Raw genomic sequence first — 23,848 nt, 5'->3', positions numbered from 1 at the left:
ATATCCCTCACCACCTCGTCCGTCCGAATTCCAAACAGTCGTTGCCTAGAATTTGGCTCGGACACGACACACGGAGGGGAGCGGTGACCTTGCGACGGGACTTCAAGGAGCCTGCCAGAGGCCGCCCCGACCTGGTCATCGGCCGGGACGAGCTGGTCGCCGCGGCGCGTGAGCAGCTCGCGCGCGGCGGCAGCGTGCTGCTCCACGGCCCCGCCGGAATAGGAAAGTCCACCGTCCTGCGGGCATTGGCATCCGAATATGGGACATCGGCCGGCACCGTGTTGCGCTGCTCGGCGACCGAGTCCGAATCCCACCTCCCGTTCCTGGCGCTCGCCGACCTCCTCGGCCTGGTCCTCGACGACGTGTCCGACAAGCTGCCCGCGGCCCAGCGCACGGCCCTGGAGTCGGCGCTGGGCGGCGGCGAGTCCACCCTCCAGCGCGACGGCCTCGCCCTGCGCCTGGCGGTGCTCTCCGCCCTGCGCGCCCTCACCGCCGACGGCCCCGTCCTGGTCGTCGCCGACGACCTGCAGTGGCTGGACTCCGCGAGCGCCGAACTCCTCGGCTTCGCCGCCCGCCGCCTCGGCGGCACCCGCGTGCAGCTGCTCAGCGCGGTGCGCACGGAGGGCCAGGAGTACGACCGCCACCTGCGCTCCTCGCCGCCGGACACCCTCGCCGTCCGGCTCGGCGCGCTCTCCCGCGCCCAGGTCTCCGCCCTGCTCGACCACCGCGGCTACACCGGCCTGCCCCGCTCCACGGTGCGCGACATCCACCGCACCAGCGGCGGCAACCCGCTCTTCGCCCTCGAACTGGGCCGCGCCCTGGCCGAGAACCCGACCGCGCCCCGGCCCGGCGAGCCCCTGCCGGTGCCGACCTCGCTGCGCGCCCTCGTCCTCAACCGGCTGGAGGCCCTGTCCGACGAGGCCCGCCGCACCCTTCTGGTCGCCAGCGCCGGCGCCCGCCCGACCCTGGCCCTGCTGCACGCGGCCGGCCGTGAGAACGCCGAGGCCGAGACGGCCCGGGCGGCCGAGCTGGGTCTGCTGGCGACGGACCCGGAGGGCCCGGCCGTACGCTTCGCGCACCCGCTGATCTCGGCCGCGCTGTACGCGGAGGCCCCGGCGCAGGAGCGGCGCGCGGTGCACGCGGCGCTGTCCACGGCCGCCTCCGACCCGATCGAGCGGGCCCGGCATCTGGCGCTCGCGACCACCGGCACCGATCCGGAGGCCGCGGCCCGGCTCGCCGAGGCCGCCGCCCTCGCCCGGGACCGCGGCGCCCCCTCGGCGGCCGCCTCGCTGGGGCTGCTCGCCGCCCTGCACACCCCGGCCGACGACGAGCCCGGACCGGATCAGCGCCGGCTCCAGGCCGCCGAGGACGCGATCACCGCGGGTGAGGTGGACCTCGCCCGGGACATCGCCCGCGAGGTGCTGACCCGGGCCACCTCGCCCGCGGACCGGGTGCGGGCCTGGATGGTGGTGATCGAGGCGGCCGGGCAGGCGCTCGGCGAGGTCGACACCGTCTACCCGCAGGTGCTCGCCGACGCCGGCGACGACCCCCGGCTGCTCGCCCTGGTCCACTACCAGCTGGCCTGGCGGGGCCTGGTCGTCGAGGGCGACTTCGCCAAGGGCCGCGAGGAGGCCGCGCACGCGGCGGAGCTCGCTGCCCGGGCCGGCGACCGGCGCACCGAGCTCCTCGCGCTGTCCTTCCAGGCGCAGACCGAGGCCCTGATGGGCCACCCGGCCGCCCCCGAGACGATCAAGCGGGCCCTGATGGAGCCGCAGGACCCGCAGGTGACCTGCCATCACAACGGCGCCGGCATGGCCCGCTACCGCTGGCTGATCATGAGTGACGAGCTGCCCGACGCCCGGGCCACCGTCAGCGCGCTGCTGCGCGAGGTGCGCCGGCGCGGCATGGTCGAGAGCGAGGTGCACTTCGTGCGCCTGCTCGCCGACACCGAACTGCGCTCCGGGAACTGCGGGCGGGCGCTCGACCTGGCCCGCGAGAGCATGCGGCTGGCGCGCGACTCCGGGATCGGCGAGATGCCCTCCGCCGTGCTCGCCTCCCTCGCGGAGGCCGCCGGCGGAGACGTGCAGCGGGCGCTGGAGCTGGGCCGGGAGGCGGTGGAACTCGCCGAGCAGGCCGGGGACCAGATGTACATCTCGCGGGGCCTGACCGCGCTCGGGCAGGCCCAGTTGGTGGCGGGGGACGCGGAGGGGGCGGTGGCCTCCCTGCGTCGGGTGCGGGAGCTGGAGAACGGTTTCGGCATCACCGATCCGGCCCGCGGCCGCTGGCACGGGGACCTCGCCGAGGCCCTCGTGCGCATCGGGGAGCTCGACGAGGCGCAGCGGGTCGTCGACGAGACCCGCGCGCACGCGCTGCGGCTGGGCCGGGAGAGCATGCTCGCCGTGCTGGACCGGGCCGAGGCGCTGGTGCGCGCCGCGCGCGGCGACCAGGAGGCCGCCGTCGCCCAGCTGACGTCGGCTCAGGACCGGCTGGCCAAGCTGGGCTACGGCCTGGAGGAGGCCCGAGCCGCGTTCGCGCTCGCCGGGCTGCACTCGGGCCGGCCCGGCCCGACGTCGTACGACGAGGCGGCCCGGCTCTTCCGCCGCTGCCGGGCGCTGCCGTGGCTGCGCCAGGCCGAGGCCGCCGCGGTCGCGGGCCGGGTGGAACCGAATCCCCCCGCTCCCGCGTCGGAGGGCCTGGAGGGCCTCGCCTCGATGGAGCGTCAGGTCGCCGCGCTCGTCATGGAGGGCGCGACCAACCGCGAGATCGCCGCGCGTCTGTTCATCAGCGTCAAGACGGTCGAGGCGACCCTCACCCGGGTCTACCGCAAGCTCGGCATCCGCTCTCGGGTGGATATCGTCCGACTGGCGGCGGGGCGCCGTACGAAGTGAGGTTCGTCCGGGTTTACTGAGCGGCGACCGAGGGTTTTCCCTGCCCAACTCCCCCTAGGGGGTTCCCTCATTGGGACGAGGGTGTGCCGGGTCCTAGTTTTTGGGGCGTGCCGCTCGCCCGGGCATACGGGGGTCGGTCCCGCGACCCCCGTGCAGCACCCCCACACCACCCGCGCGACCCCCACCGGCAACCCCCACTGAGGAGACTCATGTTCGGGATCGACCGCGCAAGAAAGACCGCCGCCGTGGTAGCGGCGGCCGCTGCGGCCGCAGCGACGGCACTGATCAGCGCCCCCACCGCTGTCGCCGCCCCCCAGCCCATCGTCGGCGGTACCACGACCACGACGACCGCGTACCCGTTCATGATGCAGATCACGGACGCCTCGCAGAACCAGTTCTGCGGCGGCACCCTGGTGTCCGCGACCAAGGTGGTCACGGCGGCGCACTGCATGGTCGGCGAGACCACGAGCAGCGTCAGGGTCGTCGGCGGCCGCACGTACCTGAACGGCACCAACGGCACCGTCAGCCGGGTCAGCAGGATCTGGATCAACCCGTCCTACACGGACGCCACCAACGGCGACGACGTCGCCGTCCTCACGCTCTCGACGTCGATGCCGTACACCAAGGCCTCGTACGTCTCCTCCTCCGACACCTCGGTGTACGCGGCCGGCACCACCGCCCGCATTCTCGGCTGGGGCACCACGTCGGAGAACGGCAGCTCGTCCAACCAGCTGCGGACCGCGACCGTCCCGATCGTGTCCGACGCCGGCTGCAAGAGCTCCTACGGTTCGGACTTCGTCCAGTCCGACATGGTTTGCGCCGGATACACCTCCGGCGGCACAGACACCTGCCAGGGCGACAGCGGCGGTCCCCTGCTCATCGGGGGCGTCCTGGCAGGGATCACTTCTTGGGGCAACGGCTGCGCCGAGGCGGGTTACCCGGGTGTCTACACCCGGCTGACCACCTTCTCCAGCCTGGTGACGGCGCAGGTCAACTCCTAGCCCCAGAAGATCTCCTGAGCACCCCTCAGGTGAGTGACCAGGGGGCGTTGCGAGCTACCACGAGCAGCTCGCAGCGCCCCCTATCCATGGGCGCGCTACTTGTCCGCGGTGAGCGTGCCCGCGGCACCCCAGCTGTCCGCCGGGACCTCGTGGATCCAGACCTGCACGGTCTCCGGCGGGATCCTGTACGCGTCGACGAAGGCGTCGGTGACGCGCCGGACGAGCTCCCGCTTGAGCTCGGCGTCGCGCGGGCCCTGCTGGACGGTGACGATCGGCATGGCTGAACTCCCTTGTTTTCCCTGTTGGTTCGGGTGAGCCCAGTCCATCGCGCCGGGCCGGCGCGACCAAGGGGCAGACCGCGACCGCAGCGATCAGCTCTCGTGATCGCCGCAGGCCAGGAGCAGATTGTCCAGGTGCGGGACGGGCGAGGAGACGGGGACGGCCAGGCCCGTCGACAGGGCCAGGCCCGGGGGGCGGAACGGGACGAAGGCCACCCGCGGGCTGTGCAGCACGCGCGCGTGGGAGGCGTAGACGACCGTCCAGCCGGGGCGGCTGCCGATGGTGGCGAGGGTGTCCTGCAGGGAGCCGTTCGCCGGGCCGGGCAGCGGCTCGAAACCGGCCTCGTGACAGGCGCCGACGACCAGGTCGACCAGCGCGGGGTTGTTGCGCCGCTCGGTCAGGCTCAGCGGCAGCTCGGCGAGTTCCCCGAGGTCGATCTCCGCTCGGCCGGCGAGCGGATGGGAGGCGGGGAGGGCGGCGACCAGGGGGTCGGGCCACAGCGGCAGCACACGGACGCCGGGGACGGGGTCGACGGACCGTACGAACGCGGCGTGCAGGTGTCCGCCGGCGACGCGGGCCAGGCGCTCGGCGGCCGGGAGCGAGAAGAGCTCCACCGGCACCTCCGGCGCGCGGCGGGCGAACGCGGCGAGCACCCGGTCCAGGTGCGCGCCCATGCCCGTACTGGTGCCGACCCTCAGACCGGGAGGCGGGGCGACGGCCGCGCGGGCCCGGTCCGCGGCGGCCAGCACCTCCCGCGCCCTGGGCAGCAGCCGCTCCCCCGCCGATGTCAGCCGCACCCGGCGCGGGGTGCGGTCGAACAGCTCGGCGCCCAACTCCCGCTCCAGACGCTGTATCTGCATGCTCACCGCGGACTGCACGATGTGCAGCCGCTCGGCCGCCCGCCCGAAGTGCAGCTCCTCGGCGACGGTGACGAAGTAGCTGAGCTGCCGCAGTTCCATGGCCCGACTCTAGAGGGGACGCCGGGGGCCTGGTTCACGTGAGCGGACACGCGCTACTGGATCACCGTGCCGAAGCGGATGTCGTACGACGTCCCCGGGTGCATGGTCGCCAGCATCCGCCCGCCCTCCTCGGCCAGGTCCGCCCGCTGTGCCCTGGTGAGCCGGCCGAAGGGCTCGATCACGAGCGCGTCCCGCTCCGGCTTCCACACGCCGGCGAGGAAGCCGTCGACGAGGAAGGTGCGGTGGGCCATGTTGCCGACCCAGCTGCGGCCCCGGTACTCGGGCGGTACGACGCGGGTGCGGTCGGCGTGGGAGAGGAGCAGGTTGTCGAACTCGGGCAGGAACCGGGGCGGGGCAGGAGTTTCGGGGTCGGGGCGCGGGGCATCGGGGAGGTCGAACAGCTCGGTGCCGTCGGCGTCGCGGAAGGTGAGCAGCTCCGGACGGAGCCGTTCGAAAGCGTCCCGCAGGCGGGTCAGGCCGGCCCAGGTCTGCATGTCCTTGACGGAGGCGGGGCCGAAGGCGGCGAGGTAGCGCAGAACGACGGCGTCGGGCGTGGGGGCCTCCCCGGCGGGGCGGCCCAGCCAGTGCTCCGCGGTGGTGAGGGCGACCTGGCCGCTTCTGCCCCACAGGCCCCGCGGGGTGACCTGGACGAGGGGCAGGGTGCAACGGGCGGCGGTGCCGAGGGCCTGCGGATCGGCCTTGGGCCACTCGGCGGCCAGGGCCTCGCGCAGCTCCTTCATGGTGCGGGGCTCGGCCTCGACGAGGTCCCGGGCCAGGGCGGCGAGGCGGCCGAGGTCCACTCCCACGAGTCCTTTGCGGAAGTGGATGAGTTCACGGTCACGGGCGGGCTGCACCAGAGGACGCAGAGTGAGGCAGTCGTCGGCGGTGTGGGTGTGGATGGTCGAGCGCATCGTGACGATACGGACGATCTCGCGGGCGGCCATCGGCTCCGAGAGGTGCTCGGGGGCGAAGCCGTCGAGGCGGGCGGCGAGCGCGTAGTACGGCGGCTTCACGTTCTGCGCCTGGAGCCCCAGGAGATGCCCGACGGCGGCCGCCACGGACACCGGGGCCCGGCGCAGGAGCAGCTGCCGGTCGAGGGTCGCGCGGTTCAGCGCGCGCGGGCCGAGTACGGGGGCGTCGGCGGCGCCCGCCCTCGGGGCGCGCCGCGTGCGGGCGGGAGTCGTCCTGGTCATGTCGTGCACGCTAGTCCGGCTTGCGGACAGGCTCTGTCCGCGACTCTCACCGAATCCGGCGGGCTCTCGCCACCCCGGCGTCGTTTGCCCCGTATATCCTGCCTCAGATCGCGCAGCCGCAGGTTCGACCCGGGAGGCAGCCGCATGTCCGAGCGACGCGCCCGTCCGGCCCCCAGAAACTCCGTGAAGTCCGTCTTGCGTCGCGCCCTGACGACTCCGCAGACCCCGCCGGCCGAGACCGCTCCCCCATCGCCCACGTCCGCGGCCGCGGAGGCGCCGGAGGTCGCCAGCGTCGTACAGGCGGCCCTGTACCGCGACGGCGTCCGTGTCTCCTCCCCGGGCACGCTGGCGGAGACGTTCCGGGAACTGCGCGAGGCCCCGTCCGGGATGGCCTGGATCGGTCTCGCTCGTCCCACCGAGAGTGAACTCCTGTCCCTGGCGGCCGAGTTCGACCTCCATCCGCTGTCGGTCGAGGACGCGATGGAGGCCCACCAGCGGCCGAAACTGGAACGTTACGGCGACACGCTGTTCGTCGTGCTGCGGGCGGCCCGCTACCTGGACGCCCCCGAAGAGGTCGACTTCGGCGAGCTGCACGTCTTCGTCGGACCCGACTTCGTGATCACCGTGCGGCACGGCGCGGCCCCCGACCTGTCCGCCGTGCGCCACCGCATGGAGGAGTCGCCGGACCTGCTCAAACTCGGCCCGGAAGCGGTGCTGTACGCCATACTCGACGCGGTGGTCGACGGGTACGCCCCGGTCGTCGCCGGCGTGCAGAACGACATCGACGAGATCGAGACCGAGGTCTTCCGCGGCGACCCCGAGGTCTCGCGCCGCATCTACGAACTCTCCCGCGAGATGGTCGAGTTCCAGCGCGCCACCCGCCCCCTGGTGGGCATGCTGCACGGTCTGATGGCGGGCTTCGCCAAGTACGAGACCGACGAGGAACTCCAGCGCTATCTGCGAGACGTCGCCGACCACGTCACCCACACCAGCGAGCGCGTCGACGGCTTCCGGCAGGCCCTCACCGAGATCCTCACGGTCAACGCGACCCTGGTGACCCAGCAGCAGAACGCGGAGATGCGAGCGCTGGCGGAGGCTGGGTTCGAGCAGAACGAGGAGATCAAGCGCATCTCCTCATGGGCTGCGATCCTGTTCGCGCCCACCCTCGTCGGCACGATCTACGGCATGAACTTCCGCCACATGCCCGAACTGAGCTGGAGTTTCGGATACCCCTTCGCCATCGGCCTGATGGGCGTCATCTGCGGCGGCCTGTACGTGATCTTCAAGCGCCGGGACTGGCTCTAGACGGTCGGGCGCCGGGCTCGGTGAGCACGGTGCCCGACCGTGTGTCTCCCCGGCCTACTCCTCCACCACCGGGCGCGTCCGGCCCGGCTCGGGCAGTTCGCCCATCTTGGCGCGGAGGTGCAGGACGTCTCCGATGAACAGGTCGTAGACCAGCACACCGATGACGCCGCCGATCAACGGCCCGACGATCGGGATCCACCAGTAGGCGCTGAAGGCACCCGATAGAGAGCCTGGCAACGCCAGCTCCTTCCATCCCGCCAACCAGGTGAACAGGCGGGGGCCGAAGTCGCGGGCCGGGTTGATGGCGTACCCCGCGTTCGCGCCGAAGGACATGCCGATGGCGGCGACCGCCAGGCCGATCAGCAGGGGACCGAGGTTCGCCTGCACCGCCGTGTTGCGCAGGTCGATCAGGGCTACGACCAGCATCACCAGGAAGGCGGTACCGACGATCTGGTCGATCAAGGGCCCCCAGATCCCGCCGTGGAAGTAGGGCGCCGGGAAGGTGCCGAAGATCGAGAACGAGGCCAAGGTGTGGCCGTTGGTCTTCGGGCCCTTCATCGCGCCGTCGAAGGTGCTGATCGCGTTGTGGTAGACGCCGTAGACCAGGGCCGCTCCGGTGAACGCCCCGACGAGCTGGGACCCCCAGTAGGGCAGGACCTTGGCCCAGGCGAACTTCCGGCGCACCGCGAAGGCCAGGGTCACGGCCGGGTTGAGGTGGGCCCCGCTGACGCCGCCGGCGACGTACACGCCGAAGACGACCGCCATGGCCCAGCCCCAGGTGATGAGCAGCCAGTCCCCCGCCGCGACGAAGATCGTCGTGGGTCCCGAGGTCCGGCCGGATCCGGGCAGTGCCGCGACCGCCATGGCGACCACGCCGCATCCGAAGGAGATGAGGACGAACGTCCCCAGGAACTCTGAAAGGCATTCGCCCAACAGGCCCCCTCGACTTCTGAGCCTGGAGGGTTTCACCAGGGGAGGGATTTCCACAGCCATGTCGGCCCCCTAGGAGAGTTGTTCCGGTCAGCACCACCATCGTCCGCCGGAGCCACGCCCACCGCCAGGCAGAGTGCGCCGATTCGTACACAAGGGCCGTATCCCGGCAGCATGGATACCGGTGCTGTCCAACGCCCGGTCGGAGGATGCAGGGGCGCCGTCCGCCCGGATTCTCGGGGGTGCGGGGGCTCAATCCGCTAGGGCGTGGGGATGCCGGCCGGGCGGGAGGGGCGGCCGAAGCGGGCCGGTACGCCCGGTGAGTACAGGACGCTCACCGGCTCGGCCACCGGCGCGGGAAGGCCGGCGGCGGCCACCAGGTCCTCCTCGCACTCGAGCAGGTCGGCGCGGTGCAGGGTCCAGCGGGGGTGGGCGTTGTGCAGGTACGTGGGGCGGCCGAAGAACGCCCCGTGCATGCCCCAGCGCGCGGTCAGGAAGTGCTCCAGCTCCGTCGGCCGGGCGATCCGTTCGCCCACCCGTACGGTGATCCGGCTGTGCGCGCCGCGCGGTCCGGGCAGACGGCGGGAGCTGGTGTAGGTGACGGTGTCGCCGTCCGGGCCCGCGTTCCTCTCGACGGTCATGCGGGACCACAGGTACGGCATTCGGAAGCCGAGCCGCCCCACGGCCACGGGGATCAGCCGGGAGGCGTCGAGCGAGCGGAACACCACCCCGCGCCGCCCGTGCGCGTCCACCGAGTACAGCCGCACATTGGTCTCCGGGAAGGTGCCCAGGTAGGGGACGCCGGGCAGGTGCAGCCAGCCCACGCGGTGCATCCGGAACGCGACCAGGCCGACATAGGTGACCCCGTCCAGGGTGTCGGGGACCGTGCCGGGCGGCAGGAGCCCGCCGACGTCGGCCGGGTCGGCGGCCCAGTGCAGGAAGGTCAGGTCGAGCCAGGACTGGGTGAGCAGGGGGCGCGGGATCTCGCCCGGCGCGTCCGCGGTGACGGGTTCCGGCGGGACGGGACCCGGAGGCCGGGGCTCTCGGAGGGGCGGCATCGCGCCAGTATGCCCGGGCGGCCCGAACGCCCGTCCGGCCGGGTCTGGCCCGGACGGGGCGGGGAGGCGAGACGGAGCCGCGGCTGTGCCCGGGAGAAGGACCTTGGTCCCGTCGGAAGGGGACCAATGCACCCCGGTTCGGCCGCCGGGCGGTGACAGGCTGAGGGAGCCACGTCCGTACGGCCGGGAAGGGGATGGACAGCATGGCTTCTCGTGCCGTACGGCGCTGGCTTCCGCAGCAGCACGGTGCCTGGGCGATGCTGGTGGTGCCGTTCCTCGCGGGCATGCTGATCGCCACGCCGACGCCCTGGGACGCCGTCCTGCTGCCCGCGTGGCTGCTCGGCTATCTCGCCGCTTACCACGTCCAGCAGTGGCTGCGGCTGAAGCGCCTCTCGCGCAACCCGAGGGCGGCCCGACGTCATGTCCGCCCCGCCCTGGTCTTCACCGCCGCCCTGCTGCCGCTCGGCCTGGCGCTCGTCGTGCACGCGCCCTGGCTGCTGCTCGCCGCGGCCTGCGCGCTGCCGTTCCTGGCCGTCAACGGCTGGTACGCCCGGCACAACCGGGAGCGGGCTCTGGCCAACGGACTGGCCGCCGTGGTGCCGGCCTGCGGAATGCTCGTGGTGGCCGTGCTGTTCGGCGGCGGCACGGCCGGGCAGGCCTGGCAGCCGGCCCTGGTGTGCCTGCTCTACTTCGCCGGAACGGTGTTCCACGTCAAGACCATGATCCGCGAGCGCGACAGCCGGGCCTACCTGTGGGCGTCACGGGCGTACCACGCGGGGGCGCTGGTCGTGGCCTGCTTCCTGTCCCCCTGGGTTGCCGCCTTCTTCGCGGTCTGTCTCCTGCGGACCCTGGTCGTGCCGGCGCTGGGCCGGGTCCGGCCGGTGGTGGTCGGAATGGTCGAGGTCGCGCTGTCGCTGCTGCTGGTGGGGGTGCTCGTACCGGTGTACGGCTGAGCGGCCCGCGACCTGTCGTACCGCGCGCGCTGCGCCATGTGCGTGACGTGCCCCCGAAGGGAGCTGTGAGCAGCGCGGATTCCCTACGATCGGCACGTGGTCAACTTCCTGCTCGAACGCACGGCGCCGCTCTCCCCGCCCGAGGCCTGGCGCCGCCTCACCGACTGGCCCCGGCACGGCGAGGTGGTCCCGCTGACCCGGGTCTCGGTGCTCACGCCTGCACCGACGGGCGAGGGCACGGTCTTCGTGGCCCGCTCGGGGCTCGGCCCGCTGGCCTTCGACGACCGGATGGAGGTCACCGTGTGGCGTCCGCCGACGCACGACGAGCCCGGCATGTGCCGTCTGGAGAAGCGGGGCCGGGTGGTGAGGGGCTGGGCGGAGATCGAGGTACGGCCGGGGCCGGGAGGGCGGGCCCACGTGGTGTGGCGGGAGGAACTGGCGGTCCGGCTGCTGCCCGGCCTCTTCGACCCGCTCCTGGAACAATCGGCCCGCCTGATGTTCGGACGCGCGGCGAACCGGCTGCTGAGAATGCGGTGACGGCCCCGACGGCCGTGCGGGGTGCGGGAGTTCAGGCCACCGAGTCGATCCGCCGCGGCGGTGTCGAGGCCGGGTCGTGGTGGATCGGGGTGTGCGCGCCGGTCAGCGAGACGCCGCTGCCGCCGCGCCGGGCGGCGACGATCTCGGAGGCGATCGACAGGGCCGTCTCCTCCGGCGTACGGGCGCCGAGGTCGAGGCCGATCGGCGACCGCAGCCGGGCCAGCTCCAGTTCCGTGACGCCCACTTCGCGCAGCCGCTCGTTGCGGTCGAGGTGGGTGCGGCGGGAGCCCATCGCGCCGACGTACGCCACCGGCAAGCGCAGCGCGAGCTTCAGCAGGGGGACGTCGAACTTGGCGTCGTGGGTCAGGACGCACAGGACGGTACGGCCGTCGACCGGCGTGCGCTCCAGGTACTCGTGGGGCCATTCGACGACGATCTCGTCGGCCTCCGGGAAGCGGGTGCGGGTGGCGAACACCGGTCGGGCGTCGCACACCGTGACGTGGTAGTTCAGGAACTTGCCGACGCGGACCAGCGCCGACGCGAAGTCGATCGCACCGAAGACGATCATGCGGGGCGGGGGGACGGAGGACTCCACAAGGACCGTGAGCGGTGCTCCGCAACGAGAGCCCTGCTCTCCGATCTCCAGGGTGCCGGTCCGGCCGGCGTCCAGGAAGGCCGCCGTCTCACCCACGACCGTGCGGTCCAGCTCCGGATGGGCGCCGAAACCGCCGTCGTGGGAGCCGTCGGACCGCACCACCAGCGCGCGGCCCAGCAGGTCCTTCGGCCCGGACACGATCCTCGCCACCGCCGCCGCCTCCCCCCGGGCGGCGGCGGCCAGCGCGGACACGATCGCCGGGCGGGCGGGGTCGCCGGCCCGCACCGGGGCGACGAGGACGTCGATGACGCCGCCGCAGGTCAGGCCCACGGCGAAGGCGTCCTCGTCGCTGTAGCCGAAGCGCTCCAGGACGGTTTCACCGTCCTCCAGCGCCTGTCGGCACAGCTCGTAGACGGCGCCCTCCACACAGCCGCCGGAGACCGAGCCGATCGCCGTGCCGTCGGTGTCCACCGCGAGGGCGGCACCCGGCCGGCGCGGGGCGCTGCCGCCGACGGCCACCACGGTGGCCACGGCGAAGTCGCGGCCCCGCTCGACCCACCGGTTCAGCTCCTCGGCGATGTCCAGCATCTGTCGGTCTCCTTCGGGGGGTCGGGTGGAGGGCGTTGGCGAGGGCGGGTTTCCGGCGGCGTCTAGTGCACGCCCATCCAGCTCTCGATCGGGTTGAGCGCGAAGTACACCAGGAAGATCGCCGTCAGGCCCCACATGAAGGCGCCGATCTCGCGCGCCTTGCCCTGGGCGGCCTTGATGGCGGCGTAGGAGATGACGCCCGCGGCGACCCCGGCGGTGATGCTGTACGTGAACGGCATCACGACGACGGTCAGGAAGACCGGGATCGCGGTGGCGCGGTCGGCCCAGTCCACGTGCCGGGCGTTCATCAGCATCATCGAGCCGATGACCACCAGGGCGGCGGACGCGACCTCCTGCGGGACGATCGCCGTCAGCGGGGTGAAGAAGAGGCAGGCCGCGAAGAACACTCCGGTGATGACCGAGGCGAGCCCGGTGCGGGCGCCCTCGCCGACGCCGGTCGCCGACTCGATGAAGACCGTCTGGCCGGAGCCGCCGGCCACGCCGCCGATCGCGCCGCCCGCGCCGTCGATGAACAGCGCCTTCGACAGCCCCGGCATCCGGCCCTTGTCGTCGGCCAGTTTCGCCTCGGTGCCCACGCCGATGATGGTGGCCATGGCGTCGAAGAACCCGGCGAGCACCAGGGTGAAGACGATCATGCCGACGGTCATCGCGCCGACCTTGCCCCAGCCGCCGAACTCGACGTGCCCCATGAGCGAGAAGTCGGGCATCGACACGGCGCTGCCGTGCAGTTCGGGGGCGCCGTTGGCCCACTGCCTGGGGTCGATGACGCCGGCCGCGTTCAGGACCGCCGCGACGATCGTGCCGCCGACGATGCCGACGAGGATGGCGCCGGGGAAGTTGCGGGCCTGCAGCATGAAGATCAGCAGCAGGGTGCCGGCGAACAACAGCACCGGCCAGCCCGCGAGTTCGCCCGCCGGGCCGAGGGTGACCGGGGTGGCCTTGCCCTGGTGCACGAATCCGGACTTGTAGAAGCCGATGAGGGCGATGAACAGGCCGATGCCCATCGTGATGCCGTGCTTGAGCGCGAGCGGGATCGCGTTCATGATCATCTCGCGCAGTCCGGTGACGACCAGCAGCATGATGACGACGCCGTAGATCACGCACATGCCCATGGCCTGCGGCCAGGTCATCTGCGGGGCGACCTGCGAGGACAGCACGCCGGAGACGGAGAGGCCGGCGGCGAGGGCCAGCGGGACCTTGCCGGCGAAGCCCATCAGCAGCGTGGTGAAGGCCGCGGCGAACGCGGTCGCGGTGATCAGGGCCTTCTGGCCGAGCGTGTCCCCCGCCGCGTCCTTCCCGGACAGGATCAGGGGGTTGAGCAGCAGGATGTACGCCATCGCCATGAAGGTGGTGACGCCGCCGCGGACCTCGCGCGCGACCGTGGATCCCCGCCGGGATATGTGGAAGTACCGGTCGAGCCACGACCGTCCGGCGGGGACGCGGGTTCCTGCGCCCGCGTCCTCCGAGACGGTCTGCGGCTCCAGTGACTGCTGGGTCATGTGGGCCTACTCCCAAGGTTCAAAGGGGCACCCGCGAACTGCTGTGACTGGTGCGGGATTTGGGAAGGTGCTGCGGCCGCACGACCCGGGGGACGGCCCGAGACGAACGAACGGGTTGGTCCGGGCGGCACGTCGGAATGTGACGTTCCCGCGCCGCCCGGAGGGACTTGCCTACGCCGTGCCCGTGAGGTGTTCGGGCCGTACCGGCGTCCTGTTCAGCTCCAGACCGGTCGCGTTCCGGATCGCCGCGAGGACGGCCGGGGTGGACGACAGGGTGGGAGCCTCGCCGACGCCGCGCAGCCCGTACGGGGCGTGGTCGTCGGCGAGTTCGAGCACGTCGACGGGGATGGTCGGCGTGTCGAGGATGGTGGGGATCAGGTAGTCCGTGAAGGAGGGGTTCCTGACCTTCGCCGTCTTCGGGTCGACGATGATCTCCTCCATCACCGCGACCCCGAGACCCTGGGTGGTACCGCCCTGGATCTGGCCGATGACGGAGAGCGGGTTGAGCGCCTTGCCGACGTCCTGGGCGCAGGCCAGCTCGATCACCTTGACCAGCCCGAGCTCGGTGTCGACCTCGACGACGGCGCGGTGTGCGGCGAAGGAGTACTGGACGTGGCCGTTGCCCTGGCCGGTGCGCAGGTCGAAGGGCTCGGTCGGCCGGTGCCGCCATTCCTCCTCCAGCTCGACGACCTCGCCCTCCAGGACGTCCACCAGATCGGCGAGGACCTCGCCGCCGTCGGTGACGACCTTGCCGCCCTCCAGCAGCAGCTCGGCGGTCGCCCAGGCGGGGTGGTACGTGCCGAACTTGCGGCGGCCGATCTCCAGCACCCGCTCGCGCACCAGCTCGCAGGCGTTCTTCACGGCGCCGCCGGTGACGTACGTCTGCCGGGAGGCGGACGTCGAGCCGGCGCTGCCGACCTGGGTGTCGGCCGGGTGGATGGTCACCTGCGCGACGCCCAGCTCGGTGCGGGCGATCTGCGCGTGGACGGTGACACCGCCCTGGCCGACCTCGGCCATCGCGGTGTGCACGGTGGCGACGGGCTCGCCGCCGACGACCTCCATGCGGACCCTTGCGGTGGAGTAGTCGTCGAAGCCCTCGGAGAAGCCGACGTTCTTGATGCCCACGGCATAGCCGACCCCGCGTACGACGCCTTCGCCGTGGGTGGTGTTGGACAGACCGCCGGGCAGCTGCCGTACGTCCGCGCCCTCGCTGGACTCCCACTGGCGCTCCGGCGGCATGGGCATCGCCTTGACACGACGCAGGAGTTCGGCGACGGGGGCCGGGGAGTCGACCGGCTGCCCGGTCGGCAGGAGCGTGCCCTGCTCCATGGCGTTGAGCCGGCGGAACTCCACCGGGTCCATGCCCAGTTCCTTCGCCAGCTTGTCCATCTGCGCCTCGTACGCGAAGCACGCCTGGACCGCGCCGAAGCCGCGCATGGCGCCGCAGGGCGGGTTGTTGGTGTAGAGGGCGATGGCCTCGATGTCGACGTCGTCGACGACGTACGGGCCGACGGAGAGGGAGGAGGCGTTGCCGACGACCGCCGGGGAGGCGGAGGCGTAGGCGCCGCCGTCCAGGACGATCCGGCACTTCATGTGCGTGAGCTTGCCGTCTTTGGTGGCCCCGTGCTCGTAGTACAGCTTGGCCGGGTGGCGGTGGACGTGCCCGAAGAAGGACTCGAAGCGGTTGTAGACGATCTTGACGGGCTTGCCGGTGCGCAGGGCCAGCAGACAGGCGTGGATCTGCATCGACAGGTCCTCGCGGCCGCCGAAGGCGCCGCCGACGCCGGACAGCGTCATCCGCACCTTGTCCTCGGGCAGGCCGAGGACGGGCGCCATCTGGCGCAGGTCGGAGTGGAGCCACTGGGTGGCGATGTAGAGATGGACGCCACCGTCCTCCTCCGGCACCGCGAGACCGGACTCGGGGCCGAGGAAGGCCTGGTCCTGCATGCCGAAGGTGTACTCGCCCTCGACGATCACGTCGGCCCGCCGGCGGGCGGCCTCCACGTCGCCGCGGACGATCGGCTGGCGGTGGACGATGTTCGGGTGCGGGACGTGGCCGACGTGGTGGTCGTCGCGGTTCTCGTGGACGAGGATCGCGTCGGGCGCGGTCGCCGAGGCCTCGTCGGTGATGACGGGCAGTTCGCGGTAGTCGACCCTGATCTTGGCGGCGGCGCGGCGGGCGGTCTCGGGGTGGTCGGCGGCGACGAGCGCGACCGGCTCGCCGTGGTGGCGTACCTTGCCGTGCGCGAGGACCGGGGTGTCCTGGATCTCCAGGCCGTAGTTCTTCACCTCGGTCGGCAGGTCGTCGTAGGTGAGGACGGCGTAGACGCCCGGGGTGGCGAGCGCCTCAGCGGTGTCGATGGAGACGATCTCGGCGTGCGCGACCGTGGAGCGCAGGGTCTGGCCCCAGAGCATGTCCTCGTGCCACATGTCGGAGGAGTACGCGAACTCACCGGTGACCTTGAGGGTGCCGTCCGGGCGGAGCGTGGACTCGCCGATGCCGCCCTTGGTCTGCGCACCCTGGGTGATCTTCGTGGGGGTTCCGCTGGGGGAAGCCATGGTCAGACCGCCTCTCCCTGCCGGGCGGCCGCGAGGCGGACCGCGTCCATGATCTTCTCGTAGCCCGTGCAGCGGCACAGGTTGCCCGACAGTGCCTCGCGGATGTCCGCGTCGGTCGGGTTCGGGTTGCGCTCCAGCATCTCGTCGGCCGCGACCAGCAGGCCGGGTGTGCAGAAGCCGCACTGGACGGCGCCGGCGTCGATGAACGCCTGCTGGATCGGGGCCAGTTCGGTGCCCTCGCCGGTCTGCGAGTCGGTGCCCTCGGCCTGCCAGGCCTTGGCCTCGTCCGGCGAGGTGCCGCACGAGGAACCGCAGGACCGCTGCCTGGCGTGGTTCGCGAGGCCCTCGACGGTCACCACGTCACGGCCCTCGACCTGTCCGGCCGCGACCAGGCACGAGCACACCGGCACGCCGTCCAGGCGGACCGTGCAGGAACCGCACTCGCCCTGCTCGCAGGCGTTCTTGGAACCGGGAAGGCCCAGGCGCTCGCGCAGCACGTACAGCAGGGACTCGCCCTCCCACACGTCGTCGGCCTCCTGCGGGCGTCCGTTGACGGTGAAGTTGACACGCATCACGCAGCTCCCTCGGTGGTGCGGCGGGCGCCGCGGTACGACTCCCAGGTCCAGGTCAGCGTGCGGCGGGCCATGACGCCGACCGCGTGGCGTCGGTAGCTCGCGGTGCCGCGTACGTCGTCGATCGGGTTGCAGGCGCCGGAGCACAGCTCCGCGAACTGCTTGGCGACCGACGGGGTGATGATCTTCCCGTTGTCCCAGAAGCCGCCCTCTTCGAGCGCCGCGTTCAGGAACTCCTCCGCGGCCTTCGCCCGGACGGGGGTGGGCGCCGCGGAACCGATGCCCGTGCGGACGGTGCGCGACGACGGGTGCAGGGCGAGCCCGAAGGCGCACACGGCGATCACCATCGCGTTGCGCGTACCGACCTTGGAGTACTGCTGCGGGCCGTCGGCCTTCTTGATGTGCACGCTCTTGATGAGCTCGTCGGCGGCGAGGGCGTTCCGCTTCACGCCGGTGTAGAACGCGTCGATCGGGATCAGGCGGGTGCCGCGCACCGACTCGACCTCGACCTCGGCACCGGCCGCGAGCAGGGCGGGGTGGGCGTCGCCTGCCGGGGATGCGGTGCCGAGGTTGCCGCCGACGCCGCCGCGGTTGCGGATCTGCGGGGAGGCCACGGTGTGCGAGGCGAGGGCGAGACCCGGCAGCTCGGCGCGCAGGTGCTCCATGATCTTCGTGTACGGGACGGAGGCCCCGAGGCGCACCGTGTCCTCGCCGACCTCCCACTCGGTGAGGTCGGTGACGCGGTTCAGGTCGAGCAGGTACTCGGGCCGCCGGTGGTCGAAGTTGATCTCGACCATCACATCGGTGCCGCCCGCGATGGGCACAGCGGTGGGGTGCTCGGCCTTGGCGGCGAGCGCCTCCTCCCAGCTGGCGGGGCGAAGGAAGTCCATGGACCGGCTCTCTTCTTCGTCTCGTTGGTGGTACGGAATTGAGCCACTTCCGGTGCGGCGGGACCGGCTCGTTCATGTGCTGTTCACGCGGAGTGGGGTCAGTACACAACGCCGTACTCCATGGGGGTCAGTCACGGAAACCATGAAGGAGTTGGCTGGCCAGGGCGGGCATCTTGTAGATTCGTATGAACGGAGGCTCTCAGTTACCTCCCTGTTTTCCTGTAGAAACGCAGGAGACGGCCCGGCGATCGAGGGTGCGGCTTCCGTGCCGTCCGGCGGACTTCTCTCCACGGCCACCCTCTGGATTCATCGTAGATTTCGAGACATAGAACGGCGGCGACGAGAATGCGGCTGCGCGCACTTGTGGACACCGATGCGCTGGGCCTGAGGCTGCTCGGTGGCGAGGACGAGCTGGACCGCACCGTCCGGGGCGTCATGACCACCGACCTGCGGGACCCGAGCCGCTATCTGTCGGGCGGCGAGCTGGTCCTCACGGGGCTGGCCTGGAGGCGCGACGCCGACGACTCGGAGCCTTTCGTACGGATCCTGGTTCAGGCCGGTGTCGCCGCCCTGGCGGCCGGTGAGGCGGAGCTCGGGGACGTCCCGGACGACCTGGTGGTGGCCTGCGCCCGCAACCGGCTGCCGCTGTTCGCGGTGCACGAGTCGGTGGCGTTCGCGACGATCACCGAGCACGTGGTGCGGCAGGTCAGCGGTGAGCGCGCCGGGGACCTCGCGGCCGTGGTCGACCGGCATCGCCGGATGATGACCTCCGGTCCGGCCGGCGGCGGCCCGGACGTGGTCCTGGACCTGCTCGGCTCCGACCTGGACCTCAGAGCCTGGGTGCTCTCCCCCACCGGCCGGCTCATCGCCGGCTCCAAGGTGGGCGGGCCCGCCCTGCCCCCCGACGTCTGCGCCGAGCTGGCCGCCGAGCACCTCGCCGCCACCCGCACCGGCCGCCGCGGACCGCACCGGCTGAGCGTCGGGCAGGCGACGTACTCGCTCTTCCCCATCCACAGCAGCGGCCGCTCCCCGCAGGCCGCCCGGGACGTCCGGGAGACGGTCCTGTCGGACTGGCTGCTGGCCGTCGAGGCGGACGCGGGCGACTGGCCCGCCGAGCGCCTGGACCTCCTGCAGGGCGTCACCCAGCTGATCTCCGTCGAGCGCGACCGCCGGGACGCCGCCCGCACGGTCCGGCGCCGCCTCGCCCAGGAGGTGCTGGAGCTGGTGCAGACGGGCGCCGCGCCCGCCGAGATCGCCGCCCGCCTCCGGGTGGCCGCCCCGGTCCTGCTGCCCGGCCTCGGGGCCGCCCCGCACTGGCAGGTGGTCGTGGCCCGCGTCGAGTGGCGGGACGCCGGGGTCGAGGCCGGCCCGGTCGCCCAGTCGCTGCTGGAGGAGATCCTGGTCGACCCGCTGGCGACGGGCCCCGAGCCCTCGGACCGGATCGCCGTCGCGCACACCGGGGAGGAGGCCGTCGCCCTCGTACCGCTCCCGGCGGTCTCCGCGGAGCACGACGGCTCGGAGACGGGGATCCTCGCCGACGCGCTCCTGCAGTCCGTACGGGAGCCGCTGTCGGCCGGTCTCGACGACGACGGGCAGGTCACGCTCGGGGTGAGCGCGGCCGTGCACTCGGCGGAGGGACTGCGCGGGGCGCTGGAGGAGGCCCGGCACGCGCGCAGGGTCGCCGCCGCGCGGCCGGGACGGGTGTGCGCGGCGGGGCACCAGGAACTCGCCTCGCACGTGCTGCTGCTGCCCTTCGTGCCGGACGACGTGCGGCGGGCGTTCACCGCGCGCCTGCTCGACCCGCTGCGCGACTACGACCGCCGGCACCGCGCCGAGCTGATCCCCACCCTGGAGGCGTTCCTGGACTGCGACGGCTCCTGGACACGGTGTGCGACCCGGCTGCACCTGCACGTCAACACGCTGCGCTACCGGGTCGGGCGGATCGAGCAGTTGACGGGCCGCGACCTGTCCCGACTGGAGGACAAGCTCGATTTCTTCCTGGCATTGCGCATGAGTTGAGACGTCCGACGGGGGCGCCGAATGGCACCAAGTGCCGCCCGGGTCCCACGACTTTGTGAAATCCTTCACCCAGCCCCTTGGCCGAGCGACCGGATTCGTGCTGAGATGCGGCCACCAACCAAGGCTCGATGGCGTGCTCGGGGAGGGCAACGTGGCGCATACCGCCATGTCTGGTACCGGAACGACCGCAGGTGACGATCCCCTCCAGACCGCGGTATGGCGGCTGCGTTCACGGGCCTGCTGGGTCGACGCGGCCGCGCTGCTGGAGCCGGTCACCGCCGGCTCCGCGCTGCAGAGAGCGGCGCTCCTCGTGGAGAAGTGCCTGTACACGGAGCAGGGCTGGGAGGCGGCCGAGGACGCGCTGCGCACCGCGGAGGCCCTCGCCCACACCGACGACGAGCGGGGCGCGGCCGCTTGTGAACGCGGGTACTTGGCGTACGCGGCGACGCTGCACTCCGTGCGCGACCGGGCCGACGAGGCGCGGGCCGCGCTCGGCCGGGCGGCGGCGCTGATCGCGCCGGGCGCGGCGGGGCGGCCGCTGCTGGACTTCCGGCGCGGGCTGCTGGCGGAGAACCTGACCGGCTCCCCACAGGCCGCGCGGGCCGCGTACCGCCGCGCGCACGCGGGCGCCACCGCCCACTCCGACCCCCTGCTGCTGTCCTTCACCTGGCGCCATCTCGCGGGCCTGGCCCTGCGGGAAGGGGAATTGGCGGAGGCCCGGCACGGGTTCGCCGAGTCGCTGCGCATCCGGGAGGAGCTGGGCTATCTCGTCGGTACGGCGCCCGCGCTGGCGTCACTGGCGGACGCGGAGGCCGAGCCCGAGGCGTCACGGCTGCGGGAGGAGGCCCGGCGGCTGTTCCGGCTGCTGGGCGGCGTACCGACATGGCTGGCCCGCCAACTGGCACCTCCCGCGGCGGACGCGGCGACGGCCTGAGGCGCGCGCGGTCGCCTTGGCCTAGAGGTGACTGAGAGGAAGCTGAGAGGTTGCTGTGCCAGTGTGGCGCGCCCAACCCCCTCATAGGAGCGCCTCGATGAGCCTGGTCAATGGCTTGCCCGCACATGTCCTTTTGGTGCACTTCGTCGTCGTCCTCGTACCGCTGACCGCGCTGGCGGTCGTGGCGAGTGCCCTGTGGCCCGCGGTCGCGCGCCGCATGGGTGTGGCCCTGCCGGTGCTCGCGCTGGTCACCCTGGCGAGCGTGCCGCTGACCACGAGCGCCGGCGAGTGGCTGGAGGAGCACGTCGGCAGCAACGCCCTGGTACGGCGGCACGCGGAGCTCGGTGACGGGCTGCTGCCCTGGGCACTGGGCCTGTTCGTGCTGGCGGCGGCGGTGTGGTGGACGACGCGGCGGACGCCGTCCGAGCAGACGGGCAACCGGTCGGCGTCGCTGATACGGATCGCGGCCGCGGTGCTGTCGGTCGCCGTGGCGGCGGGCGCGGTCGTGGACGTGTACCGCATCGGCGACTCCGGCGCGAAGGCCGCCTGGCACGACGGCTACTCGAAGACCGCCACCGGATCGGGCGACGGGGACGACTGATCCCCGCCGCGGCGGAACGGGCCGTGCGGGGGTTCCGGTCGGTGGGAACTCCCGCACGCACCATGCCGGTTCAGCGCGGGCGGGCCGCCCCCGCGAAGTGCTCCCCCACCAGCGCCCGCACGACGTCCAGGTCCCGGGCGATCAGTGCGTCGAGCAGTGCCGTGTGCTCCGCCGCGTCGGCCACCAGGTCGGCGCGCCCGCGCGACGCCGGAGCCCCGACCAGCGGCCACTGGGCGCGGCGGTGCAGGTCGTCGGCGATGCGGACGAGCTGCTCGTTGCCGGACAGGGCCAGCATCGCCCGGTGAAAGGTGCGGTCCGACTCCCCGTACGTCGCCCGGCAGCCCGAGGACGCGGCACGGACCGTCGCCTCGGCGAGCGGGCGCAGCTCCGCCCAGCGCTCCACCGGGACGGTACGGGCCAGGCGCAGCATCACCGGCACCTCGATCAGCGCCCGCACCTCGGCCAGCTCGGCCAGTTCCCGGGTCCCGCGCTCCACCACCCGGAAGCCGCGGTTGGGCACCACCTCGACCGCGCCCTCCAGCGCCAGCTGCTGCATCGCCTCGCGCACCGGTGTCGCGGAGACACCGAAGCGCTCGCCCAGGGCCGGCGCCGAGTACACCTCGCCGGGACGCAGCTCGCCCGTCACCAGAGCGGTGCGCAGCGCGGTGAGGATCTGCCCCCGCACGGAGGCGCGCTGGACCGGGCGCGGCGCGGTGATCGGGTGCTCACTGTGCGTGTGCTCGCCGCGCGTGCCCCCGCCCGCGGCGAGGCCCCGTTCCCGGTCGACGTCGGCCGCGGCCGGCTGCGGCGGCACCCTGGGCACGTCCGTGCCGGCCTGCGGGATCCCCGTACGCGCCGAGCCCTGTGCGCTCTGCCTCACGGGTCCTCCTCCGGACGTGTCGGTACTTGGGGTCATTACGGCGGGTTGTTACTCGTCCGTCAAGCACCATAAGCGCACAAGCCGTCAGTTCAAATCCCGATTATCTTGAATAAGGCAAGGCTTGCCTTGCTCCGACCCCGGCCCGGAGAGGCATCGCCCCGCGCACGGCACGCCGGACCGCCTGTCGCGTCGCCGACGGCCAAGCCGTCGGGCGCGGACGCCAGTTGAGGACCCCGGAGGTACAACCTCCGCGCCGGTCCCGTAAGATCGCCGCGACGAGACCGCCCCTTCGGTTACAGGTGATTCACAACTTCCTCACTTGTCGCAGGAACTTTCCGAAGAACCATCCGTACGGGTAGTCTTATTCGAACTCAACTCCCGCCCCTCAAGCGGCAGTTCGAGCAGAACGCCGCCCTGGGCATCCCCTTGCACTTCCTTGGCGGCCTCTTGCCCCGAAACCCCCTGAGGGCCGGTGGGATTGGGCCACTATGGCGGGCGTTACGCCCTATCCCAATGCAAGGGACCCCTAGATGAGACTGACCGACATATCGCTGAACTGGCTGCTTCCGGGCGCCGTACTGCTCCTGGGCATGCTGGCGGCGGTGGCGGTGCTCGCGCGCAGCAAGCGGTCCGGCGGGGAGCACGCGAAGGACGACTCGTGGGAGCGCAGCGAGGAGCGCCGCAGGCGCAAGGAGGCTCTGTACGCCACCGCCTCCTATGTTCTGCTGTTCTGCTGTGCGGCGGTCGCCGCGGCACTCTCCTTCCACGGCCTGGTCGGCTTCGGCCAGCAGAACCTCGGCCTCACCGACGGCTGGGAGTACCTGGTGCCGTTCGGCCTGGACGGCGCGGCCATGTTCTGCTCCGTGCTCGCGGTGCGCGAAGCCAGCCACGGTGACGCGGCCCTCGGCTCCCGGATACTGGTGTGGACGTTCGCGGGCGCCGCGGCCTGGTTCAACTGGGTGCACGCGCCCAGGGGTATCGACCACGCGGGCGCGCCGCAGTTCTTCTCCGGCATGTCCCTTTCGGCGGCCGTCCTGTTCGACCGCGCGCTGAAGCAGACCCGCCGCGCTGCCCTGCGCGAGCAGGGTCTCGTGCCGCGTCCGCTGCCGCAGATCCGTATCGTCCGCTGGCTGCGGGCGCCCCGTGAGACCTACAGGGCCTGGTCGCTCATGCTCCTGGAGGGTGTGCGCAGCCTGGACGAGGCGGTCGAAGAGGTCCGCGAGGACAAGCGGCAGAAGGACGAGAACCGGCTGCGCCGGCGCGAGGCGGACCGCCTCGAGCGCGCCCAGCTCAAGGCGATCAGCCGCGGCCACCGCGGGTTCGTCGGCCGTGGCCGGCCCGAGCCGCAGGCCCTGGAGCGGGCCTCCGCGCAGGCCACCGCGGAGCCTGCCATATCCGCGCCGGAGCCGCTGCCCGTACGCCAGCGTCCCTCGTTGCAGCCCGTCCGCAAGGGCGGTTCTGACCCGGTGACCGTCGACCTCACCGCGGAGGACGACACAATGGCCCTGCCGCGCCTCGACTCCCTGGAGCGCAAGCTCAAGGACCTCGAGCAGCAGTTCGGCTAGAGACGGCCGTCATGGGGAGGGG

The 23,848-nt window shown here is 72.4% G+C and carries 20 protein-coding genes; 9 read left to right on the top strand and 11 right to left on the bottom strand.

Features of this window, described 5'->3' with window-relative positions; genetic code table 11:
- Positions 1-83 precede the first annotated feature (83 nt).
- Both FBY22_RS08090 and FBY22_RS08080 read left to right on the top strand, forming a co-directional pair.
- On the top strand, positions 84-2,888 hold the full coding sequence (locus tag FBY22_RS08090) for an AAA family ATPase (protein ID WP_142143645.1): 2,805 nt from the start codon (positions 84-86) through the stop codon (positions 2,886-2,888).
- A gap of 209 nt (positions 2,889-3,097) precedes the next feature.
- Positions 3,098-3,889, top strand: a complete 792-nt coding sequence (locus tag FBY22_RS08080; RefSeq protein WP_142143641.1) for a trypsin-like serine protease — start codon at positions 3,098-3,100, stop codon at positions 3,887-3,889.
- Between the two features lie 95 nt (positions 3,890-3,984).
- On the opposite strand, the gene dmpI is transcribed toward FBY22_RS08080, so the two are convergent.
- The 3 genes from dmpI to FBY22_RS08065 are packed head-to-tail and all read right to left on the bottom strand — an operon-like array spanning position 3,985 to position 6,320.
- The gene (gene dmpI / locus FBY22_RS08075) at positions 3,985-4,215 is read right to left on the bottom strand and encodes a 4-oxalocrotonate tautomerase DmpI (RefSeq protein ID WP_142143639.1); all 231 of its coding nucleotides are present in this window, start codon (positions 4,213-4,215) and stop codon (positions 3,985-3,987) included.
- Positions 4,216-4,260: 45 nt separating this feature from the next.
- Complete coding sequence (locus FBY22_RS08070; RefSeq protein WP_142143637.1) at positions 4,261-5,127, bottom strand: LysR family transcriptional regulator; 867 nt, start codon at positions 5,125-5,127, stop codon at positions 4,261-4,263.
- A 53-nt stretch (positions 5,128-5,180) separates the two neighbouring features.
- Positions 5,181-6,320 (bottom strand): winged helix DNA-binding domain-containing protein, encoded by a 1,140-nt coding sequence (locus FBY22_RS08065; RefSeq protein WP_142143636.1) that lies wholly within the window; start codon positions 6,318-6,320, stop codon positions 5,181-5,183.
- Between the two features lie 144 nt (positions 6,321-6,464).
- On the opposite strand from FBY22_RS08065, the gene FBY22_RS08060 reads away from it, so the two are divergent.
- Positions 6,465-7,625, top strand: a complete 1,161-nt coding sequence (locus FBY22_RS08060; RefSeq protein WP_174267108.1) for a magnesium and cobalt transport protein CorA — start codon at positions 6,465-6,467, stop codon at positions 7,623-7,625.
- Between the two features lie 54 nt (positions 7,626-7,679).
- Here the strand turns inward: FBY22_RS08060 and FBY22_RS08055 are convergent, their stop codons facing one another.
- Complete coding sequence (locus FBY22_RS08055) at positions 7,680-8,618, bottom strand: MIP/aquaporin family protein (RefSeq protein ID WP_142143634.1); 939 nt, start codon at positions 8,616-8,618, stop codon at positions 7,680-7,682.
- 197 nt (positions 8,619-8,815) lie between these two features.
- Positions 8,816-9,613 (bottom strand): YqjF family protein, encoded by a 798-nt coding sequence (locus FBY22_RS08050; RefSeq protein WP_142143632.1) that lies wholly within the window; start codon positions 9,611-9,613, stop codon positions 8,816-8,818.
- A gap of 203 nt (positions 9,614-9,816) precedes the next feature.
- On the opposite strand from FBY22_RS08050, the gene FBY22_RS08045 reads away from it, so the two are divergent.
- Both FBY22_RS08045 and FBY22_RS08040 read left to right on the top strand, forming a co-directional pair.
- Positions 9,817-10,566 (top strand): YwiC-like family protein, encoded by a 750-nt coding sequence (locus tag FBY22_RS08045; protein ID WP_260844742.1) that lies wholly within the window; start codon positions 9,817-9,819, stop codon positions 10,564-10,566.
- A 96-nt stretch (positions 10,567-10,662) separates the two neighbouring features.
- On the top strand, positions 10,663-11,103 hold the full coding sequence (locus FBY22_RS08040) for an SRPBCC family protein (RefSeq protein WP_142143628.1): 441 nt from the start codon (positions 10,663-10,665) through the stop codon (positions 11,101-11,103).
- A 31-nt stretch (positions 11,104-11,134) separates the two neighbouring features.
- Here FBY22_RS08040 and FBY22_RS08035 read toward each other — a convergent pair whose 3' ends face one another.
- The 5 genes from FBY22_RS08035 to FBY22_RS08015 all read right to left on the bottom strand — a co-directional run bounded on the left by FBY22_RS08035 (position 11,135) and on the right by FBY22_RS08015 (position 17,827).
- Positions 11,135-12,286 carry an XdhC family protein gene (locus FBY22_RS08035; protein ID WP_142143626.1) on the bottom strand — a complete coding sequence of 384 codons (1,152 nt, stop codon included), beginning with the start codon at positions 12,284-12,286 and terminating at the stop codon, positions 11,135-11,137.
- Between the two features lie 62 nt (positions 12,287-12,348).
- Positions 12,349-13,806: an NCS2 family permease gene (locus FBY22_RS08030; RefSeq protein ID WP_142143624.1), complete on the bottom strand. Its 1,458-nt coding sequence runs from the start codon at positions 13,804-13,806 to the stop codon at positions 12,349-12,351.
- Between the two features lie 171 nt (positions 13,807-13,977).
- Entirely contained in the window at positions 13,978-16,365 is a 2,388-nt protein-coding gene (locus tag FBY22_RS08025) for a xanthine dehydrogenase family protein molybdopterin-binding subunit (RefSeq protein WP_142143622.1), read from the bottom strand.
- 2 nt (positions 16,366-16,367) lie between these two features.
- Entirely contained in the window at positions 16,368-16,937 is a 570-nt protein-coding gene (locus tag FBY22_RS08020; protein ID WP_142143620.1) for a (2Fe-2S)-binding protein, read from the bottom strand.
- Complete coding sequence (locus FBY22_RS08015; protein ID WP_142143618.1) at positions 16,937-17,827, bottom strand: xanthine dehydrogenase family protein subunit M; 891 nt, start codon at positions 17,825-17,827, stop codon at positions 16,937-16,939. Before FBY22_RS08015 ends, FBY22_RS08020 begins: the two co-directional genes overlap by 1 nt.
- 345 nt (positions 17,828-18,172) lie before the next feature.
- On the opposite strand from FBY22_RS08015, the gene FBY22_RS08005 reads away from it, so the two are divergent.
- The 3 genes from FBY22_RS08005 to FBY22_RS07995 all read left to right on the top strand — a co-directional run bounded on the left by FBY22_RS08005 (position 18,173) and on the right by FBY22_RS07995 (position 21,381).
- Positions 18,173-19,846 (top strand): PucR family transcriptional regulator ligand-binding domain-containing protein, encoded by a 1,674-nt coding sequence (locus tag FBY22_RS08005; RefSeq protein ID WP_142143615.1) that lies wholly within the window; start codon positions 18,173-18,175, stop codon positions 19,844-19,846.
- A 151-nt stretch (positions 19,847-19,997) separates the two neighbouring features.
- Positions 19,998-20,780, top strand: a complete 783-nt coding sequence (locus tag FBY22_RS08000; protein ID WP_142143613.1) for a hypothetical protein — start codon at positions 19,998-20,000, stop codon at positions 20,778-20,780.
- A gap of 97 nt (positions 20,781-20,877) precedes the next feature.
- Positions 20,878-21,381, top strand: coding sequence for a DUF2231 domain-containing protein (locus FBY22_RS07995; protein ID WP_142143611.1), 504 nt, complete (start codon positions 20,878-20,880; stop codon positions 21,379-21,381).
- Between the two features lie 70 nt (positions 21,382-21,451).
- Here the strand turns inward: FBY22_RS07995 and FBY22_RS07990 are convergent, their stop codons facing one another.
- Positions 21,452-22,261 (bottom strand): GntR family transcriptional regulator, encoded by an 810-nt coding sequence (locus FBY22_RS07990; protein WP_142143609.1) that lies wholly within the window; start codon positions 22,259-22,261, stop codon positions 21,452-21,454.
- Positions 22,262-22,791: 530 nt separating this feature from the next.
- On the opposite strand from FBY22_RS07990, the gene FBY22_RS07985 reads away from it, so the two are divergent.
- Complete coding sequence (locus tag FBY22_RS07985) at positions 22,792-23,826, top strand: DUF2637 domain-containing protein (protein WP_142143607.1); 1,035 nt, start codon at positions 22,792-22,794, stop codon at positions 23,824-23,826.
- Positions 23,827-23,848: the final 22 nt, after the last annotated feature.

Origin of the sequence: Streptomyces sp. SLBN-31, from assembly GCF_006715395.1 — a bacterium.
Lineage (GTDB): Bacteria > Actinomycetota > Actinomycetes > Streptomycetales > Streptomycetaceae > Streptomyces.
The sequence above is the reverse complement of the archived record's forward strand: the minus strand, read 5'-3'. Positions and strand labels throughout refer to the sequence as shown.

What these genes read in the sequence shown, in the direction of transcription:
- FBY22_RS08080 (WP_142143641.1), top strand. Translation starts at nt 3,098, where the DNA reads ATGTTCGGGATCGACCGCGCAAGAAAGACCGCCGCCGTGGTAGCGGCG.
- FBY22_RS08020 (WP_142143620.1), bottom strand. Translation starts at nt 16,937, where the DNA reads ATGCGTGTCAACTTCACCGTCAACGGACGCCCGCAGGAGGCCGACGAC.
- FBY22_RS08045 (WP_260844742.1), top strand. Translation starts at nt 9,817, where the DNA reads ATGGCTTCTCGTGCCGTACGGCGCTGGCTTCCGCAGCAGCACGGTGCC.
- FBY22_RS08005 (WP_142143615.1), top strand. Translation starts at nt 18,173, where the DNA reads ATGCGGCTGCGCGCACTTGTGGACACCGATGCGCTGGGCCTGAGGCTG.
- FBY22_RS08015 (WP_142143618.1), bottom strand. Translation starts at nt 17,827, where the DNA reads ATGGACTTCCTTCGCCCCGCCAGCTGGGAGGAGGCGCTCGCCGCCAAG.
- FBY22_RS08065 (WP_142143636.1), bottom strand. Translation starts at nt 6,320, where the DNA reads ATGACCAGGACGACTCCCGCCCGCACGCGGCGCGCCCCGAGGGCGGGC.
- FBY22_RS08055 (WP_142143634.1), bottom strand. Translation starts at nt 8,618, where the DNA reads ATGGCTGTGGAAATCCCTCCCCTGGTGAAACCCTCCAGGCTCAGAAGT.
- FBY22_RS08050 (WP_142143632.1), bottom strand. Translation starts at nt 9,613, where the DNA reads ATGCCGCCCCTCCGAGAGCCCCGGCCTCCGGGTCCCGTCCCGCCGGAA.
- dmpI (WP_142143639.1), bottom strand. Translation starts at nt 4,215, where the DNA reads ATGGACTGGGCTCACCCGAACCAACAGGGAAAACAAGGGAGTTCAGCC.
- FBY22_RS08070 (WP_142143637.1), bottom strand. Translation starts at nt 5,127, where the DNA reads ATGGAACTGCGGCAGCTCAGCTACTTCGTCACCGTCGCCGAGGAGCTG.
- FBY22_RS07985 (WP_142143607.1), top strand. Translation starts at nt 22,792, where the DNA reads ATGAGACTGACCGACATATCGCTGAACTGGCTGCTTCCGGGCGCCGTA.
- FBY22_RS08025 (WP_142143622.1), bottom strand. Translation starts at nt 16,365, where the DNA reads ATGGCTTCCCCCAGCGGAACCCCCACGAAGATCACCCAGGGTGCGCAG.
- FBY22_RS07995 (WP_142143611.1), top strand. Translation starts at nt 20,878, where the DNA reads ATGAGCCTGGTCAATGGCTTGCCCGCACATGTCCTTTTGGTGCACTTC.
- FBY22_RS08060 (WP_174267108.1), top strand. Translation starts at nt 6,465, where the DNA reads ATGTCCGAGCGACGCGCCCGTCCGGCCCCCAGAAACTCCGTGAAGTCC.
- FBY22_RS08035 (WP_142143626.1), bottom strand. Translation starts at nt 12,286, where the DNA reads ATGCTGGACATCGCCGAGGAGCTGAACCGGTGGGTCGAGCGGGGCCGC.
- FBY22_RS08030 (WP_142143624.1), bottom strand. Translation starts at nt 13,806, where the DNA reads ATGACCCAGCAGTCACTGGAGCCGCAGACCGTCTCGGAGGACGCGGGC.